Origin of the sequence: Mesorhizobium sp. LNHC221B00, assembly GCF_000502935.1 — a bacterium.
Classification (GTDB): domain Bacteria; phylum Pseudomonadota; class Alphaproteobacteria; order Rhizobiales; family Rhizobiaceae; genus Mesorhizobium; species Mesorhizobium opportunistum.
This window is the reverse complement of record NZ_AYWR01000003.1, coordinates 277,430-298,181: the sequence shown is the minus strand read 5'-3', so window position 1 is coordinate 298,181 and position 20,752 is coordinate 277,430. Positions and strand designations below refer to the sequence as shown.

Here is a 20,752-nt window from a genome sequence, read left to right as displayed (position 1 = left end):
ATGAAGATCACCGATCTCCGGTGCGCCGTCATCGGCAAGCACCCCATCGTCCGCGTCGTCACTGACGAGGGCCTCCATGGCCTGGGCGAGGTCGAGTACACCAAGCCCTATCTCAAGCCCTGGGTTCTGCATTTTCGCGACGCACTGATCGGTGAAGACCCGACCGATGTCGAACGCTGCATGCTGAAGATCCGCCAACGCGGTTCGTTCAAGCCCTACGGCGCCGCCGTCAGTGCCATCGAGCACGCACTCTGGGACGTCGCCGGCAAGGCGGCAGGCGTTCCGGTCTACAAGCTGCTCGGTGGCAAGGTGCGTGACAAGGTCCGGGTCTATAACGGCTCCATCCGCAAGAAGCGCACCGGGGACAGACCCGAGGACTACGCGGCCGACGTCAAATGGATGATGGAGCGGCCGGAAAACTTCTTCATGGTCAAGCAAGGCATCTCCTTCCACTCCAACATGAAGACCAGCGTGCCCGACTTCCACTACGGTGTCCGCCAGCCGCCGACCTATCACGGCGCTATGGACCAAGGGCAGATCAGCGAGCGCGGCATGGCGCACATGGTCGAATGCGTCATCGCCATGAAGGAGGTGCTCGGCGAAAAGGTCTCCCTTGCCCTGGATTGCGGCCCGGGCTGGTTCCTGCCGGACGCAATCCGCTTCGCGCAGGCGGTGGAAAAATACAATCTCATGTGGCTCGAGGACATGCTGACGGGCGACTACGTGCCATGGGTCAATCCGCAGGCCTACCGCGAACTCACGACATCCACTTCCACCCCCATCCACACGGGAGAGCAGATCTACCTGCGCCATAATTTCAAGGAACTGATCGAAACACAGGCGGTCCGCGTCATCGGCCCGGACCCCGCCGATATCGGCGGCATCGCCGAGCTCAAATGGGTGGCCGAGCATGCCTACATGCATTCGATCATGATGGCGCCGCATGGCACGGCAAACGGTCTGCTGGGCCTCGGCGCGCTGATCAACGTCTGCGCCACACTGCCCGCCAACTATATCGCCTTCGAATATCCCAGCGCCTCCGACCCCTGGTGGGAGGATATCGTTGTTGGCCTGCCGACGCAGATCGTGAAGGACTCGATGATCGACCTGCTCGAGGCCCCCGGATTGGGCCTCGACATCGATGCCGTGGGCGCGAAGAAATACCTCAAGGAAGAGGACGCCGGCTTCTTCGATTGAATGCCCGCAGCGCGAACCTTTGCAGATGCGACCCTCGTCGGCTGCATCCTGGATCCGCCACACCCGGCTATGCAGCCAAATCACGCAAGTCGCCGCGGAAGATGGAGCAGGCGGCCCGGCTGAGCGCGATCCGCCTTCGGCCGGAGTGCTCGCCTATCGGCATGCGGCTCGGTGCAAGCCTTCCCTTGCGGGTCGAATTCCTCACTGCGGATAGCGACTATTGCGACTGCGCAACCCCTTCCATCGTCGACGAACCACGGCTCGCATTGGATGCAGCGCGATTTACATTCTAGTATAATCTGATCATTTCTGGTGAACGAAGCCACGGATTTGCCATGGACCTGGATCCTTCGACCCTCAATCGGGCTCTGCCGCTCCGCGATCAGATTTATCAGAAGATCCGCAACCTGATCGTCGTCGGGCAGATGAAGCCGGGGGAAGTGATCAACGAGGTGGCGATCGCCGAAGCCCTCGGCGTCTCACGCACTCCGGTGCGGGAAGCCGTCAAGCGCATCAGCGACGAGGGTCTCGTCAAGATCCTGGCGCAGACCGGCACCTATGTCGCGCCGATCAGCCGCGCCGACCTGGAAGAAGCCTATGTCATCCGTCGGGCGCTGGAGATGGAGAGCGCGCGGCGCGCGGCCGTCAAGCTGACACCGGCATCGGCCGAACTGCTTGAAGACAATATGGCGGCGCATCGGCTTGCCATATCGCGCGGCCGATATGCCACCGCGATACAACTCGACGATGTCTTCCACCGCACCATCGCCGAGATCTGCGGCCTGCCGATGATCTGGCGCGCCGTCGACATCTCCAAGGCGCAGATGGATCGCGGCCGTTACCTCGCCATTCCCAAGCCCGGCTATGGCGAACAGACGATCGAGCAGCACGAGGCCATCCTCGACGCGCTCAAGCGCCATGACGCCGAGGGGGCAGCGCAAGCGATGGAACACCATATCGAGACGTCGTTCCGCAACACGCTCGAAGTCGCGGCCGACCTGCTCGGTTGAGGCGGCCCACCCGGCGGGCGCACCAAGTCGGAAGCGCTCGGTTATGGCCGCCGTCATCGGCATGACCAAGTCGCTCGGCAACGAACTGGCCCAGTACGACATCGCGGTCAACTGCATCTCGCCGGCCACCGCGCAGACGCGCATCCTCGAACAACTGACGGCCGAGCGCATTGAATACATGCACTCGCGTATCCCGCGCGGCCGCCTGCTGGAAGGTCGACGAGGCCGCGACCATGGTCGCCTGGCTCATCTCCAAGGAGAACAGCTTCACCACGGCCTCGACCTTCGATCTGTCGGGCGGGCGGACAACCTATTAGAGCGCGTCGCGCTGAAAACCGGGTCACTTTTGGGCGACATGCATTGGTCGCACACCGGCATGCCGCATTCTGCGGTGCGGCATGCCGGAAGCACGGCCTGTCCGGCGGACGCCGGCACTCCGTCAATGGCCGGCCGGCAGATTGATGGCGCATAACTGCCTCGGCACGATCTCGAGCTCGCCGTCGGGCACGGCGACCGCGATGCCGGCAATGTGCCGCATCACATGGGTGCGACGGTTTCCGGGAGCGATTGAGTTCGCCCGAAGAAGATCAAGGCCTTGTGAAAAAGCCGATGGTACCGTTGGCTGGGATCGAACCAGCGACCTCCGGATCCACAATCCGGCGCTCTAACCATCTGAGCTACAACGGCACGTTTGCCTGAGCAGATCGAGGTGGGAAGTCCCGGCGATCTGCTCTGTCGTTCGGCGATGCGTCCTTACGGGCTTATGGATTCTAATTCAAGGCTTTTGGAAAGCAAAGGGCAGTTCCCCACATCTCGCCGCAACGACGCTGGTTTCGCCGGGCAAAGAAAAAGGCCGGCGGGAGGAGGTGCCGGCCTTTTCCTGTTACGAGCCAGCGGGAGGAGGTGCTGGCTGGTCACCCCGGGAAGCAGAGGGAGGAGGTTCCACTCGCCGGGTATTCGTTGATGGCTGTCATCATACGCTTTATGGGCTTGAAGAAAACGCGACCTTTTGTTGCATCTTTCAACCAAGCGCAAATATTAGGCAGCCTTAATGTCCTTCACGGCCTTCTCGAAGGCGGTCTTGATCGGCTTGGAGACGTCTTCGGCCGCCTTGGAGGCAACAGCCTGGAAGTCCTTGGCCTGCTCGACGGTCATTTCGACGCGCTTGCGCAGGAAAGCGGTCTGCAGCTCGACGACTTCCGACAGCGACTTGGCGCCGATCAGGGCTTCGAGATGCGAGAAGCCGGCTTCGGCATTGGCGCGCAGCGCCGCGATGGTCTTGAGCGAGAGGTCGCCGGAAACAGTCTTGGCGGTCTCGTAGGTGGACTCCAGAGCCTTCTGTGTTTCCTCGGCGCCGGTCTTCAGCTTGGCATAGGCCTCTTTCGACTGCTCAACGCCCTTTTCGGCGAAAGCGCGGATCTGGTCGGTGGCCTTGGAAGCGTCGAAGCTCGGGAATTCAACGTTTTCGATCGTCTCGGCGGTCTTGGTCCTGGACATTTTCCATCCTTTTCAGCGGCAGCGGCTTTGACAGAAAGCCGTCTCGTTCATGTATGATGGCAATATAAAGGCAATTTTTGTGCATTGCAATATCTTTGTTGCAGTGCACAAAAAAATTGTTTTCCGCCGTTAACCAAAAGCCCAAATTCCAACCTTTGCACGTTCTGGCTTGTGGACCTTCGCGCCTGCGGCTTTTATTAACAAAGCGTTAACTGCAAATTTCGCCGCTCCGTGAGGGTTCGCCAAGCGCATGCCGTCCGAATACTCCTTCCTCGATGTCGCCGTGCTCGACGCGGTCCGCCAGCGGTTCGCCGCCGGCGACGCAATCGCGATCCTGTCGGTGGATCTGGAACAGGTGATCTGGGCCAATGGGCCGGGTGCCGCGGCGTTCGGCTATCCCGACATCGAAGCCATCATCGGTGCGTCGGCGCGGCTGCCGCTGATCGCCCGCCGCCAGATCATGGCGACCAGCGGCTTTCCCGAGATCGGCAGCGACCGTGCCATCACGGTCCGGCTGGCAACCGGAATGACCAGCCGCGCCGCCGGCTTCCTCGCCAGCGCCGTGACGCTGCCCGATGACGAGAAGGCGATCATGCTGGCGGTGCCGGCGGCCCAGACGGGTTCGCGCAGCACTGCCGAAATCGCCAATCGAGCGATCAGTGGGTTTACCGAAGACGGTCATTTCATTGCCTTCATCGATGCCGAAGGCAAGGTCGAGGCAGCGTCCGAGGGCTTTGCGGCGCTCGGCATCCAGCCCGAGACGCTGGCGGCACTGGTGGCCGACGTGGCCGCCGAGAGCGAGCGCATCGTCAAGCGCCTCGTTCCGGGCAGCAAGACATCCTACCCGGCCGGTCTCGCCCGGCTGACGCCGGAGCGTCATCTCCTGGTGGTGATCGACGAAGATCAAATGGAGGAGAGCGGCGCCATCGAGCGAGCGCCGGCGAACGACCGCTCCGACGGAGTGGCCGCTGGCGCCGCCGTGCAATCCCAACCCGAACTCGACAACGAGCCGGCGGCAGAGCCACGGGCGGATGCGGTGGGCCAAGAACCCGTCCCTGCCGGAGCCGCCGCTGAGGACATCGTGGGACCGGCAGCGCGGGAGAGCGCGGAAACGGCCGGCCAGACACCGGTCGCGGCAAACAGCGACCAGCCGCCGACAGGCGGAGCGCCGTCGCAGCACGACCACTGGTACTTCAATGCCGACGAGAACGATGGGCGGCCAGCGCCCGCGACGCCCGACCCGGAAACCGTGCCTGGACAGACCGCCGCTGACGCTGCCGTCGAAAAAAGCGGAGCGGATGGCATCCAGGCAACCTCCCCGACTGTCCCGACCGCAACCCCGGCTGCCAGGACGATAGACCGCTCGGCGGCGCCGATGCGTTTCGTCTGGCGCACCGACGCCGAAGGCAAATTCAGCGCGCTGTCGCCGGAGTTCGCCGATATCGTCGGCCAGCCGGCCGCCGATGTGATCGGCCGGCGCTTCAGGGATGTCGCGGCGGCCTTCGGCCTCGATGCGTCCGGCGAGATCGCCGGCCTTCTGGAGCGGCGCGACACCTGGTCCGGCCGCACCGCGCTGTGGCCGGTCGTCGGCACCGATCTGAAGATCCCCGTCGACCTCGCGGCTTTGCCCGTCTATGGCCGCAGCCGCGCTTTCGAAGGCTTCCGCGGCTTCGGCGTTGCCCGCCCCAGCGACGCCGTCGTCGATCCCGAAGCGATCGGCATGGCACTTATGCCCAACGGCAAGGCTCCGGCGGCACCAGAAGCTGTCGAACCTGCCGCCGAAGAGCCGAAAGCCGGCGAACCGAAGGCGGATCCGTTCAAGGGCGAGGTACCGGCGCTGACCATCGTGCCGAAACCGGAGCGGCGCTTTGCCGACAAGGTGATCCGGCTGGCTGAACACCGGCAGCCGGTCAATGACAAGGGGCTGTCGACCTTGGAACGCAGTGCGTTTCGCGAGATCGGCGAACGGCTGAAGAAGGACAGTTCGACGGCCGAGCCGCCAGAGGCTGAAAAGCCCGGCGTCGAAAGCCCCGCGGAGCCGGCGGCAGAAGCACCCGCTGAACCCGTGGAGGAAGCACAGGCGCCGGCCGTGAAGACGGACGCTCCAGCCGATGCGACCGGCGAGGTTTCGGAGGCAGATGCCGCAACGCCACCCGAAGAGCCGAAGGATGCCGGCGAACACCCGGCGACAGAGCCCCAAGGCGACGCGGTCCTGGCCGAGCCCTCCGAGACCGAAGTCGATGCCGAGGACGAAGCGGATCTTGCGCGGCTCGACGGCGTGGACGAAGCAGTTCGTGCGGAAGACGACACCTCGCCCGGTGCAACCGGCTCTCTGCTCGACTATGCCGACCAGAGCGAACCCGGCCCCGTCGCGGACAATGACGAGCCTGCCGTCTCCGAACCGGCAGCGGCGGAACCGGAGAGCACCGAGCCCGCTGCGACCGACGCCGAACCGGTTGGCGCAGACATGACGCATGAGCCTGTCGACGACGACAGCATGACGTCGGCCGATTTTCGCGATGCCGAGGACAATGAGGATTGGGCCGGCAGCGAGGAAGGCGCCGCGCCCGACGTGCAGGCGGCCAGTGACGGGGCAGAGGCCCACGCCGAGCGGCCGCGCCTGCAGGTGCCACCGCTCAAGACCGAAGGGTTCACGCCGTCTGCATTTTCCGTCGGCGACGAAAGCAAGGCTCCGGACACCTTGCTGCTCGGCAAGCTGCCGGTGCCACTGCTCATTCATTCGGGCGACCAGTTGCACTACGCGAATGAGGAATTCCTGAACCTGACCGGCTACGCCGCGCTGGACGATCTCGAGGATGCCGGCGGCCTGGGCGCGCTGTTTGCCGACCCCTACGCCGAGGACGGCGTCTCCGACGGCAGCGATCGGGCGCTGCGGCTGAGGACGCGCGATGGGCAGGAATTTCCGATCGACGCCATCCTGCGCTCCGTTCCCTGGCGCGACGGCAAGGCACTGATGCTGGTCGTGCGCCGTTCCGGCGAGGATGAGACGCCTGTAGCTCTGCATGTGGTCAGTGATGAGCCTACACAGCCCGACATTTCCGAACTCAAGGCGCGCATCGCCGAGATGCGCACCATCATCGATACCGCCACCGACGGCGTCGTGCTGATCGGCACTGACGGCACCATCCGCTCGATCAGCCGCCCGGCCGAAGCGCTGTTCGGTTTCGACAGCGACGAGGTGACCGGCAAACCGTTCGCCTCGCTGTTTGCCATCGAAAGCCAGCGGGCGGCGCGCGACTATCTCACCGGACTGTCCGAACCGGGCGTGGCGAGCGTCCTGAATGACGGCCGCGAGGTCATTGGGCGCGAGGCGCAGGGTCGCTTCATCCCGCTGTTCATGACCATCGGCCGGCTGCCCAACGACAGCGGCTTCTGCGCCGTGGTGCGCGACATCACGCAGTGGAAACGGGCGGAGGAGGATCTCACCCAGGCGCGTGCGGTGGCCGAACGCGCCTCCTCGCAGAAGACCGATTTCCTCGCCCGCATCAGCCACGAGATCCGCACGCCGCTCAACGCCATCATAGGCTTTTCCGAGCTGATGGTCGACGAGAAGTTCGGGCCTGTCGCCAATGACCGCTACCGCGACTATTTGCGCGACATCAACCGCTCGGGCAACCATGTGCTGGATCTGGTCAACGACCTGCTCGACATCTCCAAGATCGAGGCCGGCCAGCAGGAGATGGCTTATGAGGCGGTGTCGCTCAACGACACGCTGGCCGAGACTGTGGCGATGATGCAGCCGCAGGCCAACCGCGAGCGCGTCATCATCCGCTCCAGCTTCGCCTCGCGGCTGCCGGAAGTGGTGGCCGATTTGCGCAGCGTGCGCCAGATCGCGCTCAACATCCTGTCCAATGCCATCCGCTATACCCAGGCGGGCGGCCAGGTGATCGTCTCGACCGCCTATGAGACCTCGGGCGACGTCGTCATGCGGGTGCGCGACACAGGCATCGGCATGAGCCAGGCCGAGATCGAGCAGGCATTGAAGCCGTTCAAGCAGATCAACGCCCTGAAGCGCGGGCGTGGCGACGGCACCGGACTTGGCCTGCCGCTGACCAAGGCCATGGTGGAGGCGAACCGCGCCCGGTTCACCATCAATTCGACGCCGGGAGAAGGAACGCTTGTCGAGGTCGCGTTCCCCTCGACCAGGGTGCTCGCGGAATAACAGGTTGGGCAGCCAGAAGGTCGGGCAGCCAGCAGCCAATTCCGGCAAAAAGAAAAGGCGCCCAAAGGACGCCTTAGAGATGGAATTGCTGTCACAACGGGGGCTTGAGCGAATTCAGATCCTCCGGGGGCTGAGGAACGGGATTTCTCCCTCAAGTTACATGCGACTATCGACGCCGGGCCTTAACAAGTCCTTACCGGCGCCGCGGAAAATTTACGAATGTGTACCACTCGTGAAATCTAGGTAAATTCGCACGACATATTTGGTTAACCATGCCGCTTGTGGTCACTCGGCCAGCTGCGGCAGGTCGCGGAACAGCTCCAGCGCCTCGGGGTTGGCGAGCGCTTCCTTGTTCTTGATGACGCGGCCATGGACCACGTCGCGTACCGCGAGCTCGGTGATCTTGCCAGACTTCGTGCGGGGAATGTCCGACACCGCGACGATCCTGGCCGGCACGTGGCGCGGGCTTGCGCCGCTGCGGATCTTGGCGCGGATGCGTTTTTCGAGTTCCTCGTCGAGCTGCACGCCGGCTGCAAGGCGCACGAACAGCACGACCCGCACGTCATTGTCGAAATCCTGGCCGATGCACAGTGCCTCCAGTATCTCCGGCATCTGCTCGACCTGGTTGTAGATCTCCGCCGTTCCGATCCGCACACCGCCCGGGTTGAGCGTGGCGTCGGAGCGGCCGTGGATGATCATGCCGCCATGGCCGGTCCATTCGGCGAAGTCGCCATGGCACCAGACATTGTCGAAACGCTCGAAATAGGCGGACCGGTATTTCTTGCCCTCGGGATCGTTCCAGAAGCCGATCGGCATCGCCGGAAAAGCCTTGGTGCAGACCAGTTCACCCTTCTCCTGACGGACCGGCCTGCCGTCGTCGTCCCAGACATCGACGGCCAGACCAAGGCCAGGCCCCTGGATCTCGCCGCTCCAGACCGGCTCGATCGGCACGCCTAGCACGAAACAGGAGACGATGTCGGTACCGCCGGAAACCGAGGCGAGATGGACGTCTTTCTTGATGCCGTCATAGACGAAGCGGAAATCCTCGGGCGAGAGCGGCGAACCGGTGGAGGAGATCGCCCGCACCGTCGACAGATCATGGCTGCGGATTGGCTTGAGACCAGCCTTGCGCACCGAATCGATGAACTTGGCCGAGGTGCCGAAGAAGGTCATCTTCTCGGCATCGGCGAAATCGAACAGCGTGTTGCCGTCGGGGTAGAAGGGCGAGCCGTCATAGAGCAGCAGCGTCGCGCCCGAAGCGAGGCCCGACACCAGCCAATTCCACATCATCCAGCCGCAGGTGGTGAAATAGAAGAAGCGATCGCCGTCGATGAGGCCGGCATGCAGCCGGTGTTCCTTGACATGCTGGATCAGCGTGCCGCCGGCCGAATGGACGATGCATTTGGGAACGCCGGTGGTTCCCGACGAAAACAGGATGTAGAGCGGATGCGAAAACGGCAGCCGCTCGAAGGTGACGGGCTTGACGGCGAAGGGCGAGAGCGCCTCTTCCATCGCCACGGCCTTGTCGATGGTCGCGGCCACATCGGCAGAGGTGCCGAGGTAGTCGACGACCAGGACCTTGCGGACGGTGCCGAGCCTGGCCGCGACCGCCGCGATCTTGTCGGCGACCTCGATCGCCTTGCCATTGTACCAATAGCCGTCGGGCGCGATGAAGACGACAGGCTCGATCTGGCCAAAGCGGTCGAGCACGCCCTGTTCGCCGAAATCGGGGGAGCAGGAACACCAGACGGCACCGATCGAGGCCGTGGCCAGCATGGCGGCAATGGTCTCCGGCATGTTGGGCATCATCGCGGCAATGCGGTCGCCCTTCTTCACCTTGAGCGACAGGAAAAGCTGCTGCAGGCGCGAGACCAGGCCATGCAGTTCGCTCCAGGACAGCCGCCGTTCGACCTTGTCCTCGCCACGAAACACGATTGCCTCGCCAGCGCCGGTCTTCTTCAACAGGTTCTCGGCGAAGTTCAGTGTGGCATCGGGAAAGAACGATGCGCCGGGCATCTTGTCGCCATCGACCAAGGCGCGCTCGCCCTTTTCGCCGACAATGCCGGAAAAATCCCACACCAGGCTCCAGAATGCCTCGCGGTCCTCGACCGACCAGCGGTGAAGCTCGGAATAGGAAGGAAACGCTGCGCCGGCTTTCGCCTCCGCGGCCTTCATGAAACCGGTCAAGGGCGCGGCATCAATCTGGTCTTGCGTCGGGGTCCAGAGCGGTACTTCGGCGGCCATGATCGATCCTCCCAAGGTCGTCACCGCTTATGCATATCGCAGCGCAGCAGAGCAAGATTTTGTTCGGCCGATGCGGGCAAGTGTGCGCAAATGCCATCGCCGGGCCATAAAGACTTGAAATGCCTCAGCCCTAAGTCGTAGTGACGACTGGACGATTTTTGTCGGAACGGAAGCATACAGGGCGATATGCCGTCATCCTTCATCCGCCGCGGAGTATGGGCGATCGGCGCTGCCGTAATCGTCATCGCTCTCGTGGTCGCCGCCCTGCCGCTGATCGCCTCGACGCGCATCGTGCGCGACCGCATCGCTTGGGAAATGAGCGCGTGGAGTGGCTTTCGCGTCGCCATCGATGGCTCGCCGCGCATCGAGGTCTGGCCGAATTTCCGCGCGATCCTGACCGATGTGACGCTGTCGAAGTGGACGGACACCGATGCGCCGCCGGTCGTCGAGGCCGAACGGGTCGAGGTCGACCTCTCGGCCATGGCGGCATTGCGCGGCGATGTAGAGTTTTCCACGGCACGGCTGGTGCGGCCGACGATCCGGGTGCAGCGGTCGGCGGACGGCCTGTTCCTGCCGACGGCGCCGACCGGCGGCCGCATCGCGCGCTCCATCGACGCGGCGCGCGGCGTGGTCAGTGCCGATCCCGCCAAGCCCGATCTCGACAAGCTGCCGACCGACACGTTCGGCACGGTGGAGTTCAGGGACGGCCGCATGGTGGCATCCGTCAACGGCAAGGACGTGGAGATCCTGAGCAGCCTTAGCGGCCAGGCGACCTGGGCGGCGATGAACAGCAATGCGACGCTGTCGGCAACCGGAATCTGGCGCGGCGAAAGCGTGACCGTGGACGCCGCCTCGGCAAAGCCGCTGGTGCTGTTTGCCGGCGGCATGGCACCGCTTGCCCTGTCATTGAAGGCCGCGCCCGCCACTTTCTCCTTCGACGGCACGGCCAGCATGTCCGAGAATGCCTATTTCGACGGCCAGGTGAAGTTCGCGGCTCCCTCGCTGCGCCGCGTGCTGGAATGGACGCAGGCTGGCATCGCGCCGAGCGCGGCGATCGGCTCGGTCAGCATTTCGAGCAAGGTCACCGCGTCGGCCGGGCGCATCAAGTTCGAGAACACCGCACTGGCGCTGGACAACAATCCGGGTATGGGCGCGCTGGACCTGTCGCTTGGCGACGCGCAGCCGGTGATTTCGGGCACGCTTGCCTTCGACACACTCGACCTCAGGTCGTTTCTGTCCGCCTTCACGCCGCTGGGACCGGCAAGCGGAGCCGGACCGGGTGACGTCGAGACAAGTTTTGCCGATCGGATCAACCTCGATCTCAGGCTGTCGGCGGCGCATGCCACGGCGGGTGCCATCCAGCTTGCCGATGTCGCCGCCACCGCCCAGGTCAAGGATGGCCTTTCCGTCTTCGACATCTCCGACGCCTCGGCCTTTGGCGGCAACATCCAGACCAGCCTTCGTTTCGACCGCAAGCCCGAGGGCACCCAGGTCGAAATCCGGCTGCTCGCATCCGATGTCGACGGCGGCGCGTTCGCTACGGCTGCCGGGATGACCCGGCTGGTGCCGGTAGGCACGGGTACGGTTTCGGTCATCCTCAAGGGACCGGGCAGGACCTGGGATTCGATCTTTGAAAATGCCGATGGCTCGGTCTCGGCGACCTTCGGCCCCGGCGCGCTCAGCAAGTTCAACCTGCCGGCCTTCCTCAAGCATACCGAACAAGGCGGCTTCTTTGCACTCGATGACGTTTCGGACGGGACATTGCCGATCGACGGCGCCGAAGTGAAGGCAACCATTTCGAGAGGCGTGGCAAGGCTGGACAAGGCCGAGGCCAATTCGGCGAAATACAAAATCTGGCTTTCCGGGATCGCCTCCTACGCCGGGCGCGGGCTGGCACTGTCCGGCGGCGTCATCCAGCCGGACCAGGCCGCCACGCAGGCGAATGGCCAGCAAGGCCCCAACCAGTCGTCCTTCTTCGTCGGCGGGACATGGAGCACGCCGTTCATTTCGCCGATAAGCCGCGGCGTTTCGGGCGAGTAGCCCCGCCCGAAACATCCACCGCGCAGCTAACCGCGCTGGGCGGCCTGTTCATCCAGCTGGCGCTGCACCTCACGCCGTTTGTTGGCGATCGAGGCGATGATGACGCCGACCGCGACCACAGCGATCAGGATGGTGCAGGCGGCGTTGATTTCCGGCGTCACGCCGAGACGGACCTGGCTGTAGATCTTCATCGGCAGCGTGGTGGCGCCCGGCCCGGAGGTGAAGCTGGCGATGACCAGATCGTCGAGCGACAGCGTAAAGGCCAGCATCCAGCCGGACACGATCGCCGGCATGATGACCGGCAGCGTGATCTGGAAAAAGGTCTTCGTCGGCGTTGCACCAAGGTCCATCGCCGCTTCCTCCAGCGAACGGTCGAAGGAAACCAGGCGCGACTGAACGACGACCGCCACGAAGCACATGGTCAGCGTGATATGGGCGAGCGTCACGGTCAGGAAGCCGCGATCGAGACCGACGGCAACGAAGAGCAGCAGCAGCGACAGGCCGGTGATGACTTCCGGCATGACGAGCGGCGCGAAGACCATGCCGGAAAACAGCACCCTGCCCCTGAACCGGGTGTAACGCGTCAGGGTGAGCGCCGCCAACGTGCCGAGCACGGTCGCCACCGTGGCCGAAATGACGCCGACGCGCGCCGTGACCCAGGTGGCGTCCATCAGGCCCTGATTGTGGAACAGCGACACATACCATCTGGTCGAGAAGCCGCCCCAGACGGTGACGAGCTTGGACTCGTTGAAGGAGAAGACGATGAGCAGCACGATCGGCAGGTACAGGAAGGCAAAGCCCAGCACGATCGAGGTGACGTTGAAGCGGCTCCAGGTGGTGTTCATTTGTCCTGCTCCTGCGCCTTCGCCTGTGCCTGCTGGAAGAGCATGATCGGAACGGTCAGCAGAAGCAGGAGGATGACGGCCACGGCCGAAGACACCGGCCAGTCACGATTGGCGAAGAACTCGTTCCACAAGGTCTTGCCGATCATCAGCGTCTGCGAACCGCCGAGCAGGTCGGGGATGACGAACTCGCCGACGGCCGGGATGAATACCAAAAGGCAACCGGCAATGACGCCCGGCAGGGATAGCGGGAAGGTGATCTTCCAGAAAGCTGATGTCGGCGGGCAGCCGAGATCCTTGGCCGCCTCGATCAGCGAATAATCCATCTTTTCCAAAGACGAATAGAGCGGCAGCACCATGAACGGCAGGTAGGAGTAGACGATGCCGATGAAGATCGCCGTGTAGGTGTTGAGGATGACCAGCGGCTGGTTGATGATGTGCAGCGACAAAAGCAGCTGGTTGAGCAGTCCCTCGGGTTTCAGGATGCCGATCCAGGCATAGACTCGGATCAGGAACGACGTCCAGAACGGCAGGATCACCAGCATCAGCAAGGTCGGGCGGATGGTGGCCGGCGCGCGCGCCATGCCGTAGGCGATGGGGTAGCCGACCAGCAGCGTGAGCACGGTCGAAATGGCGGCGATGATCAGGCTGGTGACGTAGGCTTTGAAATAGAGCGCATCCTGCGTCAGCCAGACATAGTTGTCGAAGTTGAGATCGCGAAACCCGGCGAAGAAGCCTGACACGCCGTCCTTGAAGCCCAGCACCGGCGTGTAGGGCGGCATGGCGATCGCCGTCTGCGACAGTGAAATCTTGAAGACGATGACGAAGGGGACGAGGAAGAAGAACAGCAGCCAGAGATAGGGGACGATGATGACGAGGCGGTTGACGAAGCCGGCGCCCAGCCGCGCCAGGAACGGCTTGTCGGCGACCGATGGCACGGCGGCGTCGGTGACAGCGATGTTGGACATATCAGCCCCCTACCGCGCCAGCACGACGCCGGCGTCGGGCCGGAAAGACACCCAGGCGCGGTCGTTCCAGGTCAGCGGATCCTCGGTCACGCGCACCGCGTTCAAGGCGCTTGCCCTGATGATCTGCCCGTCGTCCAGCCTGACGTGATAGACGGTCATGTCGCCGAGATAGGCGATGTCGTAGACCTCGCCTTCCAGAGCGTTGACGGCATCTGCCGGCTTCTTCGACGAGACCCTGATCTTCTCCGGCCTGATGGCGAAGACGATGTCGGCATTGGCCTTTGCAGCCGCGCCACCATTCTCGACGACGATCTGGGCTCCGCTTGGGCCGGTGATGCGCGTCGTGTTGGCCGACTGTTCGGCAACCTTGCCCTCGAACATGTTCACGTTGCCGACGAAATGGGCGACGAAGCGCGATGCCGGAGCCTCATAGACTTCCGCCGGTGTCGCAACCTGCATGACTTCGCCCTTGTCCATGATGGCGATGCGATCGGCCATGGTCATCGCCTCTTCCTGGTCGTGGGTGACGACGACGAAGGTGAGGCCGAGTTCCTGCTGCAGGTCCATCAGTTCGAACTGGGTTTCCTCGCGCAGCTTCTTGTCGAGCGCGCCGAGCGGCTCGTCCAGCAGCAGCACCTTCGGGCGCTTGGCGACAGAGCGGGCAAGGGCGACGCGCTGGCGCTGGCCACCGGAGAGCTGGTGCGGCTTGCGCTTGGCGAACTGCTCGAGCTTGACCAGCTTCAGCATGTCGGTGACGCGCTTTTCGATATCGGGCTTGGCCATGCCTTCCTGCTTGAGGCCGAAGGCGATGTTGTTTTCCACCGTCATATGCGGGAACAGGGCATAGGATTGGAACATCATGTTGACCGGCCGGCGATAGGGCGGAATGCCGCGCAAATCCTGGCCATCGAGCAGGATGCGGCCAGCCGTCGGTTCCTCGAAGCCGGCAAGCATCCTGAGCAGCGTCGACTTTCCACAGCCGGAGGCGCCCAGCAGCGCGAAGAATTCGCGCTCGAATATGGTCAGCGACAGATTGTTGACGGCGGTGAAGTCACCGAACTTCTTGGTGACGTTCTCGAACTGAATGTATGGCTTGGCGTTCGGGTCCTTCCATGGCGCGAAATCCCTGCGGATGCTGCCAAGCGATTTCATATCCCCACTCCGTCTGTCCTGAGTCCCCAAAGAAAATCGACCCCGGCAGTTGGCTGCCGGGGTCGTGTCGGATTGCTTACTGGCCGGTGACGATCTTGGTCCAGCTGCGCGTGATGATGCGCTGGGTCTTGGGATCGTACGGCTGGACAGTGTAGAGCTTTTGCAACGTCGCTGCGTCAGGATAGACCGACGGGTCGTCCAGAAGAGCCTTGTCGACGAATTGCTGCGACGCCTTGTTGCCGTTTGCGTAGAGCACATAGTTCGACGATTTGGCGATCACTTCCGGCGTCATCATGTAGTTGATGAATTCGAGTGCCTCGGCGGTATGCGGCGCATCGGCCGGAATAGCCATCTGATCGAACCACATCTGGGCGCCTTCCTTCGGCACCGAATAGCCGATCTCAACGCCTTGCTTGGCTTCGACGGCACGGTTGCGTGCCTGGAACACGTCACCAGACCAGCCGATCGCCAGGCAAATGTCGCCATTGGCGAGTGCGTTGATGTATTCGGAAGAATGGAACTTCCTGATGAAGGGCCGCACTTTCATCAGCGCGTCCTCGGCCTTGGCAATGTCGTCGGGCGAGGTGCTGTTCGGGTCCAGACCGAGATATTTCAGCGCCGCCGGAATGATGTCGGCTGGTGAATCCAGCACATAGACGCCGCAGTCCTTCAACTTGGCGAGGCTGTCCGGATTGAAGAACGTATCCCAGCTGTCGATCTTGTCGGTGCCGAGTGCCGCCTGCACTTTCTTGATGTTGTAGCCGATGCCGACGGTGCCCCACATGTAATTGACCGAGTATTCGTTGCCGGGGTCATATTTGGCGGTGCGCTCCGAAACCGTGTCCCACATGTTGGAGATGTTCGGCAGCTTCGACTTGTCGAGCTTCTGGAACACACCGGCCTGGATCTGGCGGGCCAGGAAATTGCCGCTCGGCACGACGACGTCGTAGCCGCTGCCGCCAGCGAGCAGTTTGGTTTCCAGGATCTCGTTGGAATCGAAGGTATCGTAAACGACCTTGATGCCGGTCTTCTTGGTGAAGTCGTCGATGATCGAACTGTCGATGTAGTCCGACCAGTTGAAGACGTTGACGACGCGGTCCGCGGCGTGACCGCCGGCGGTGAAGAGGGTCAGAAATACCGAGGTCGCCGAAAGCCAGAGCGCTTTGCGGATCATGCTATTCTCCTTTGGTGAGTGTTCCGTCGCCGGCTCGTCGCGGCATGCGCGCGACCGGGCATTTTCGTCAGGGTATTGAGCTTTCCAGGGGACAACAAGAACCGATCCGCGCGCCGCCTGCGGCCGTCCGGCTGTCCTGGACTGGAAGGAATTACGGCGCCGTCAGAAGCTTTCGCCGCCGCGCGGACAGAAATACAGGAATGTGGTCCGGTCTCGATCGGGCCGCCGGGGAGACTTGGCAAGATACGCCTGTCTTGTTGTTGCCGTATTCCCAGCCTGCCCGGGCGGCAGCGACGTTGTCAATGGCAAAGCTTCGGGCCGGCATCAATTAGGCGACGGCACCCCGGTGACGCCTGCTCGCTGCGGCCGTGCTTGGCGCTTGAACTCCAGCCCGATATGGACAAGCAGCGCCGTGACCACCACCGCGCCGCCGATGATGGTGCGCCCGGACGGCACCTCGGAATGGATGAGCCAGACCCATATCGGCCCGAGAATCGGCTCGAACGTGCCGAGCAGCGCCGCGATGGCCGCCGGGACCAGGCGCGCGCCGGTGGCGAAGAAAGCCAGGCCAATGCCGAGATTGACGACGCCGAAGGCGAAGAGGAAACCCATGTCGCTGGCCGACACCGCAAAGGTCGACGCCTGCGACGCCGCCAAGCCGGCGGCCAGGATCGTGCCGAGACAGGTCGCAGGCGTCATGCGCACGCTGGAGAACCGCCTTGTGATGACGGTTGCGATCGAGAACATGAATGCGATCAGCAGCGCCAGCCCGTCCCCCACGGGCGAGACGGCGCCATCGAGCGATTCCGACACCATGATGGCAACGCCGGTGATGACGGCGGCGATCGCCACCCAGGTCACGACAGTCACCCGTTCGCGAAACAGCACCCAGGCAAACAGCGCCGCCAGAAGCGGCACGCCGGCCTGCATCAAGAGGATGTTGGCAACAGTCGTGTAAGCGAGTGCCACGACGAAGGATGTCGACGCGATGGCGAAGCAGAACCCCACGGCGAGACCGGGCAGGCCCATGTCGCGAAACGATCTCAGCATGCCGCGCCAGCCGTCACGCCAGGCCATGAAGGAGAGCAGGAAGGCGGCGGCCCAGACGGAGCGCCAGAAGATAACCGTCCAGCTGTCGCCGACGGTGATGAAGCGGGCGATGGTGCCGCCGAAACTCCACATCAGCGCCGACAGGAAGACCAAAAGCATGCCGACGCGTTCCTCGCGCGGCGAGGCTGTCGGGGTAACAAGGCCGGGCGATGATGCTGCGTCTGTCATGGGCGCGACTGTCGGGCTTTTGTGGACGGGACGATGCGCAAGGGACGACAAAAAACTGCTCTGTTCGCGTAGCGCAAAGACTTGAGCCGCGGGTGATCCAGACACCGGCGACGATTGTGGCACCTTTGCTGCCGCGTTACTGGAAGTCGAAGGCGCTCAGGCCGGTCACCATCTCGTCGAGGCCGAGCGGACGCGTCACCGGCGGCTCGGCACGCGCCAGGCAGCCGACGCGTTCGCAAAGCCGGCAGGCAGGCCCGACAGGCGTCGCCGCAATGACACCTGGTCCGGACTTTCCGGCGGTCGTCGCGCCCGGCAGTGCCGCGCCATAGACGATGTCGTCGCGAAAGCCGATGTCGCAGCCAAGCAGCAGCGCGGTGCGGCGCGGTCGTTCGGAGAACGCGCCCTGCGGCCCTTCCAGCGTGCGGGCGATGCACAGGAACTCGGCGCCGTCGGGCATTTCCACCGCTTCGACGAAGACCTGGCCGGGCTGGGAGAAGGCGACATGCACGGGCAGCTTGGGGCAGCCGCCGCCGAAGCGGCTGTGCGGAAAACCCTGGCTGCCGGCCTTGCGGAAGCGATTTCCCGCATTGTCGACCTCCAGCATGAAGAAGGGCACCCCCGGGGCGCCCGACCGCTGCAGCATGGTCAGCCGGTTCGCCGCCTGCTCGAAGGAGACGCCGAAGCGCGAACGCAGGACATCGATGTCGTAGCGGGCGCGAACTGCGGCGGCGTAGAAGGCCTGATAGGGCATCATCAGCGCATGCGCCGCATAGCGGCCGAGTTCGAAGCGGGCGAGACGACGGGCTTCGTCCGTGCTCAGCTTGAGCGCCTGGATCTCGCCGGCGACCGCGACCGTCATGCGGATCAGGCAGGCTTCCATCGCCACTTCGCGCAGCTGGTCGAACGGCGACAGCCGCTCCGAAAGGAACAGCCGCTGCGAGTGGCGATCGTAACGGCGGCGCCAGTTCGGCATCGTGGCAACCGGCAGCACCTTGACGACGATGCCGTATTCGCGCTTCAGCCAGGCTTTCAGCGCGCCGAACAGGTCGTCGCCGGGATCGAGCACAGACGTAAAAGCCTCGGCTTCTTCCTCGAGTGCCGAAAAATGGTTCGGCCGCCGCTCGAAGGTCTCGTGCACCTCGTCGATCGGCAGGCGGGCGCCGGAAAGCGCCGTCGCCCGCCCCTCGCGGGCGAGAAGCTCGTTGAGATCGGACAGCCGCTCGGCCTGCTCGCGATAGGCGCGAAACAGCTTTATCACCGCGGCGGACGCATTGGGTGCCGCCTCTGCAAGCTCGATCAGCTCCTGATCTCCAGGCAACTCGCCGACCAGCAGCGGATCGGTGAACACTTCCTTCAGGGCAGCGACAGACCCCCTTGCCTCGCCCTGCAACTCATGCGGATCGACCTTGTAGACGGACGCCAGTTTCAGGATCAGCTGCACCGTCAGCGGCCGCTGGTTGCGCTCGATCAGGTTGAGATAGGACGGCGAGATGCCGAGCCCCTCGGCCATCGCCGTCTGGGTCAGGCCCTTGGCGTTGCGGATGCGGCGGATGCGCGGCCCGGCGAATATCTTCTGGTCAGCCATCGGCTATCCTTGACAGGAATTTACACAATTTCCACGGCAATCACGCTGCCGATTTCTTTACAATTATGACAGATTTACAGCGACCCTCTGTCAAACACAACACAAGTTTTCCCTTATATCCCGGCATATTTGTTGATTTACCTGGCTCATTCCGCGCCGCAATGTAAATTCAGTCACATTCCAGCAGGCCAATGACTGGCCGCCGGCCAGAGCGCAGCAATCCTTCGGAGTATCCCATGACTGATTTTTACAACCTCGTTCCATCGGCGCCGGAAGGCCGTTTCGACGGGATCGAACGTCCCTATTCGCCGGAGGATGTGAAGCGGCTGCGCGGTTCGGTGCAGATCCGCCAGAGCCTGGCCGAAATGGGAGCCAACCGGCTGTGGAAGCTCATCCATGAGGAGGATTTCGTCAACGCGCTCGGCGCCATGTCCGGCAACCAGGCGATGCAGCAGGTGCGCGCCGGGCTGAAGGCCATCTACCTGTCGGGCTGGCAGGTTGCCGCCGACGCCAACACGGCGTCCGCCATGTATCCGGACCAGTCGCTCTATCCGGCCAATGCGGCGCCCGAGCTGGTCAAGCGCATCAACCGCACGCTGCAGCGCGCCGACCAGATCGAGACCTCAGAGGGCAACGGGCTTTCGGTCGAAACCTGGTTCGCGCCTATTGTCGCCGATGCGGAAGCCGGCTTCGGCGGACCGCTCAACGCCTTCGAGATCATGAAGGCATTCATCGAGGCGGGCGCCGCCGGCGTGCACTACGAGGACCAGCTGGCGTCGGAAAAGAAGTGCGGCCATCTCGGCGGCAAGGTGCTGATCCCGACCGCGGCGCACATCCGCAACCTCAACGCCGCGCGCCTGGCGGCGGACGTGATGGGCACGCCGACGCTGGTTGTCGCCCGCACCGATGCGGAAGCGGCCAAGCTGCTCACCTCCGACATCGACGAACGCGACCAGCCTTTCGTCGACTATGGCGCCGGGCGCACGGTTGAAGGTTTCTATCATGTGCGCAACGGCATCGAGCCCTGCATCGCCCGCGCCGTCGCCTATGCGCCTCACGCCGACCTGATCTGGTGCGAGACGTCCAAGCCGGATCTGGCGCAGGCCAGGAAATTCGCCGAGGGCGTGCGCAAGCACCACCCGGACAAGCTGCTCGCCTACAATTGCTCGCCGTCGTTCAACTGGAAGAAGAACCTCGACGACGCGACGATCGCCAGGTTCCAGAAGGAACTCGGCGCCATGGGCTACAAGTTCCAGTTCATCACGCTCGCCGGCTTCCACCAGCTCAACTACGGCATGTTCGAATTGGCACGCGGCTACAAGGCGCGGCAGATGGCTGCCTATTCCGAGTTGCAGGAAGCCGAGTTCGCCGCGGAAGCCAACGGCTACACCGCGACCAAGCACCAGCGCGAGGTCGGCACCGGATATTTCGACGCCGTGTCGATGGCGATCACCGGCGGCCAGTCGTCGACCACCGCCATGCATGAATCGACGGAGCACGCGCAGTTCAAGCCGGCTGCGGAATAAGTCCACGAAAAGACGACCAACAGAGGAAACGCCCGACAGGGCTTCGGACACAGGAG

The 20,752-nt window shown here is 63.5% G+C and carries 13 protein-coding genes, 1 tRNA gene and 1 pseudogene; 6 read left to right on the top strand and 9 right to left on the bottom strand.

From position 1 onward, the window contains the following. The 3 genes and pseudogenes from X741_RS160750 to X741_RS1000000167965 all read left to right on the top strand — a co-directional run. Entirely contained in the window at window positions 1–1,197 is a 1,197-nt protein-coding gene (locus X741_RS160750) for a mandelate racemase/muconate lactonizing enzyme family protein (RefSeq protein WP_023776575.1), read from the top strand. Between the two features lie 335 nt (window positions 1,198–1,532). After that, entirely contained in the window at window positions 1,533–2,207 is a 675-nt protein-coding gene (locus tag X741_RS160755) for a GntR family transcriptional regulator (protein ID WP_013893750.1), read from the top strand. Between the two features lie 52 nt (window positions 2,208–2,259). Further along, window positions 2,260–2,524 (top strand): annotated as a pseudogene (locus X741_RS1000000167965) (SDR family oxidoreductase); the annotation flags it as partial. Window positions 2,525–2,817: 293 nt separating this feature from the next. Here the strand turns inward: X741_RS1000000167965 and X741_RS160760 are convergent. Together X741_RS160760 and X741_RS160765 are read right to left on the bottom strand one after the other, a co-directional pair. Continuing rightward, window positions 2,818–2,894, bottom strand: a tRNA-His gene (locus X741_RS160760). Between the two features lie 351 nt (window positions 2,895–3,245). Then, window positions 3,246–3,704 carry a phasin gene (locus tag X741_RS160765; RefSeq protein WP_013893743.1) on the bottom strand — a complete coding sequence of 153 codons (459 nt, stop codon included), beginning with the start codon at window positions 3,702–3,704 and terminating at the stop codon, window positions 3,246–3,248. A 250-nt stretch (window positions 3,705–3,954) separates the two neighbouring features. On the opposite strand from X741_RS160765, the gene X741_RS160770 reads away from it, so the two are divergent. Beyond that, complete coding sequence (locus X741_RS160770) at window positions 3,955–7,887, top strand: PAS domain S-box protein (protein WP_023776573.1); 3,933 nt, start codon at window positions 3,955–3,957, stop codon at window positions 7,885–7,887. Between the two features lie 285 nt (window positions 7,888–8,172). Here the strand turns inward: X741_RS160770 and X741_RS160775 are convergent, their stop codons facing one another. After that, entirely contained in the window at window positions 8,173–10,131 is a 1,959-nt protein-coding gene (locus X741_RS160775; RefSeq protein WP_023776572.1) for an acetoacetate--CoA ligase, read from the bottom strand. 186 nt (window positions 10,132–10,317) lie between these two features. Between X741_RS160775 and X741_RS160780 the strand changes: the two genes are divergently transcribed. Continuing rightward, complete coding sequence (locus tag X741_RS160780) at window positions 10,318–12,171, top strand: AsmA family protein (protein WP_023776571.1); 1,854 nt, start codon at window positions 10,318–10,320, stop codon at window positions 12,169–12,171. A 26-nt stretch (window positions 12,172–12,197) separates the two neighbouring features. Here X741_RS160780 and X741_RS160785 read toward each other — a convergent pair whose 3' ends face one another. The 6 genes from X741_RS160785 to X741_RS160810 form a co-directional block, all read right to left on the bottom strand. After that, the gene (locus X741_RS160785; RefSeq protein ID WP_013893738.1) at window positions 12,198–13,016 is read right to left on the bottom strand and encodes an ABC transporter permease subunit; all 819 of its coding nucleotides are present in this window, start codon (window positions 13,014–13,016) and stop codon (window positions 12,198–12,200) included. Continuing rightward, window positions 13,013–13,981, bottom strand: coding sequence for an ABC transporter permease subunit (locus X741_RS160790; protein ID WP_031249811.1), 969 nt, complete (start codon window positions 13,979–13,981; stop codon window positions 13,013–13,015). The genes X741_RS160785 and X741_RS160790 overlap by 4 nt, the downstream gene beginning before the upstream one ends. 9 nt (window positions 13,982–13,990) lie before the next feature. Continuing rightward, window positions 13,991–15,133, bottom strand: coding sequence for an ABC transporter ATP-binding protein (locus tag X741_RS160795; RefSeq protein WP_023766764.1), 1,143 nt, complete (start codon window positions 15,131–15,133; stop codon window positions 13,991–13,993). A gap of 76 nt (window positions 15,134–15,209) precedes the next feature. Continuing rightward, on the bottom strand, window positions 15,210–16,307 hold the full coding sequence (locus X741_RS160800; RefSeq protein ID WP_023776569.1) for a polyamine ABC transporter substrate-binding protein: 1,098 nt from the start codon (window positions 16,305–16,307) through the stop codon (window positions 15,210–15,212). 324 nt (window positions 16,308–16,631) lie between these two features. After that, entirely contained in the window at window positions 16,632–17,585 is a 954-nt protein-coding gene (locus X741_RS160805; protein ID WP_023776568.1) for a DMT family transporter, read from the bottom strand. Window positions 17,586–17,721: 136 nt separating this feature from the next. After that, a complete protein-coding gene (locus X741_RS160810) occupies window positions 17,722–19,170 on the bottom strand; it encodes an XRE family transcriptional regulator (RefSeq protein ID WP_023776567.1) in 1,449 nt (482 codons plus the stop codon). A 236-nt stretch (window positions 19,171–19,406) separates the two neighbouring features. On the opposite strand from X741_RS160810, the gene aceA reads away from it, so the two are divergent. Then, window positions 19,407–20,696, top strand: a complete 1,290-nt coding sequence (aceA, locus tag X741_RS160815) for an isocitrate lyase (RefSeq protein WP_023766760.1) — start codon at window positions 19,407–19,409, stop codon at window positions 20,694–20,696. The last annotated feature ends 56 nt before the right edge of the window (window positions 20,697–20,752 follow it).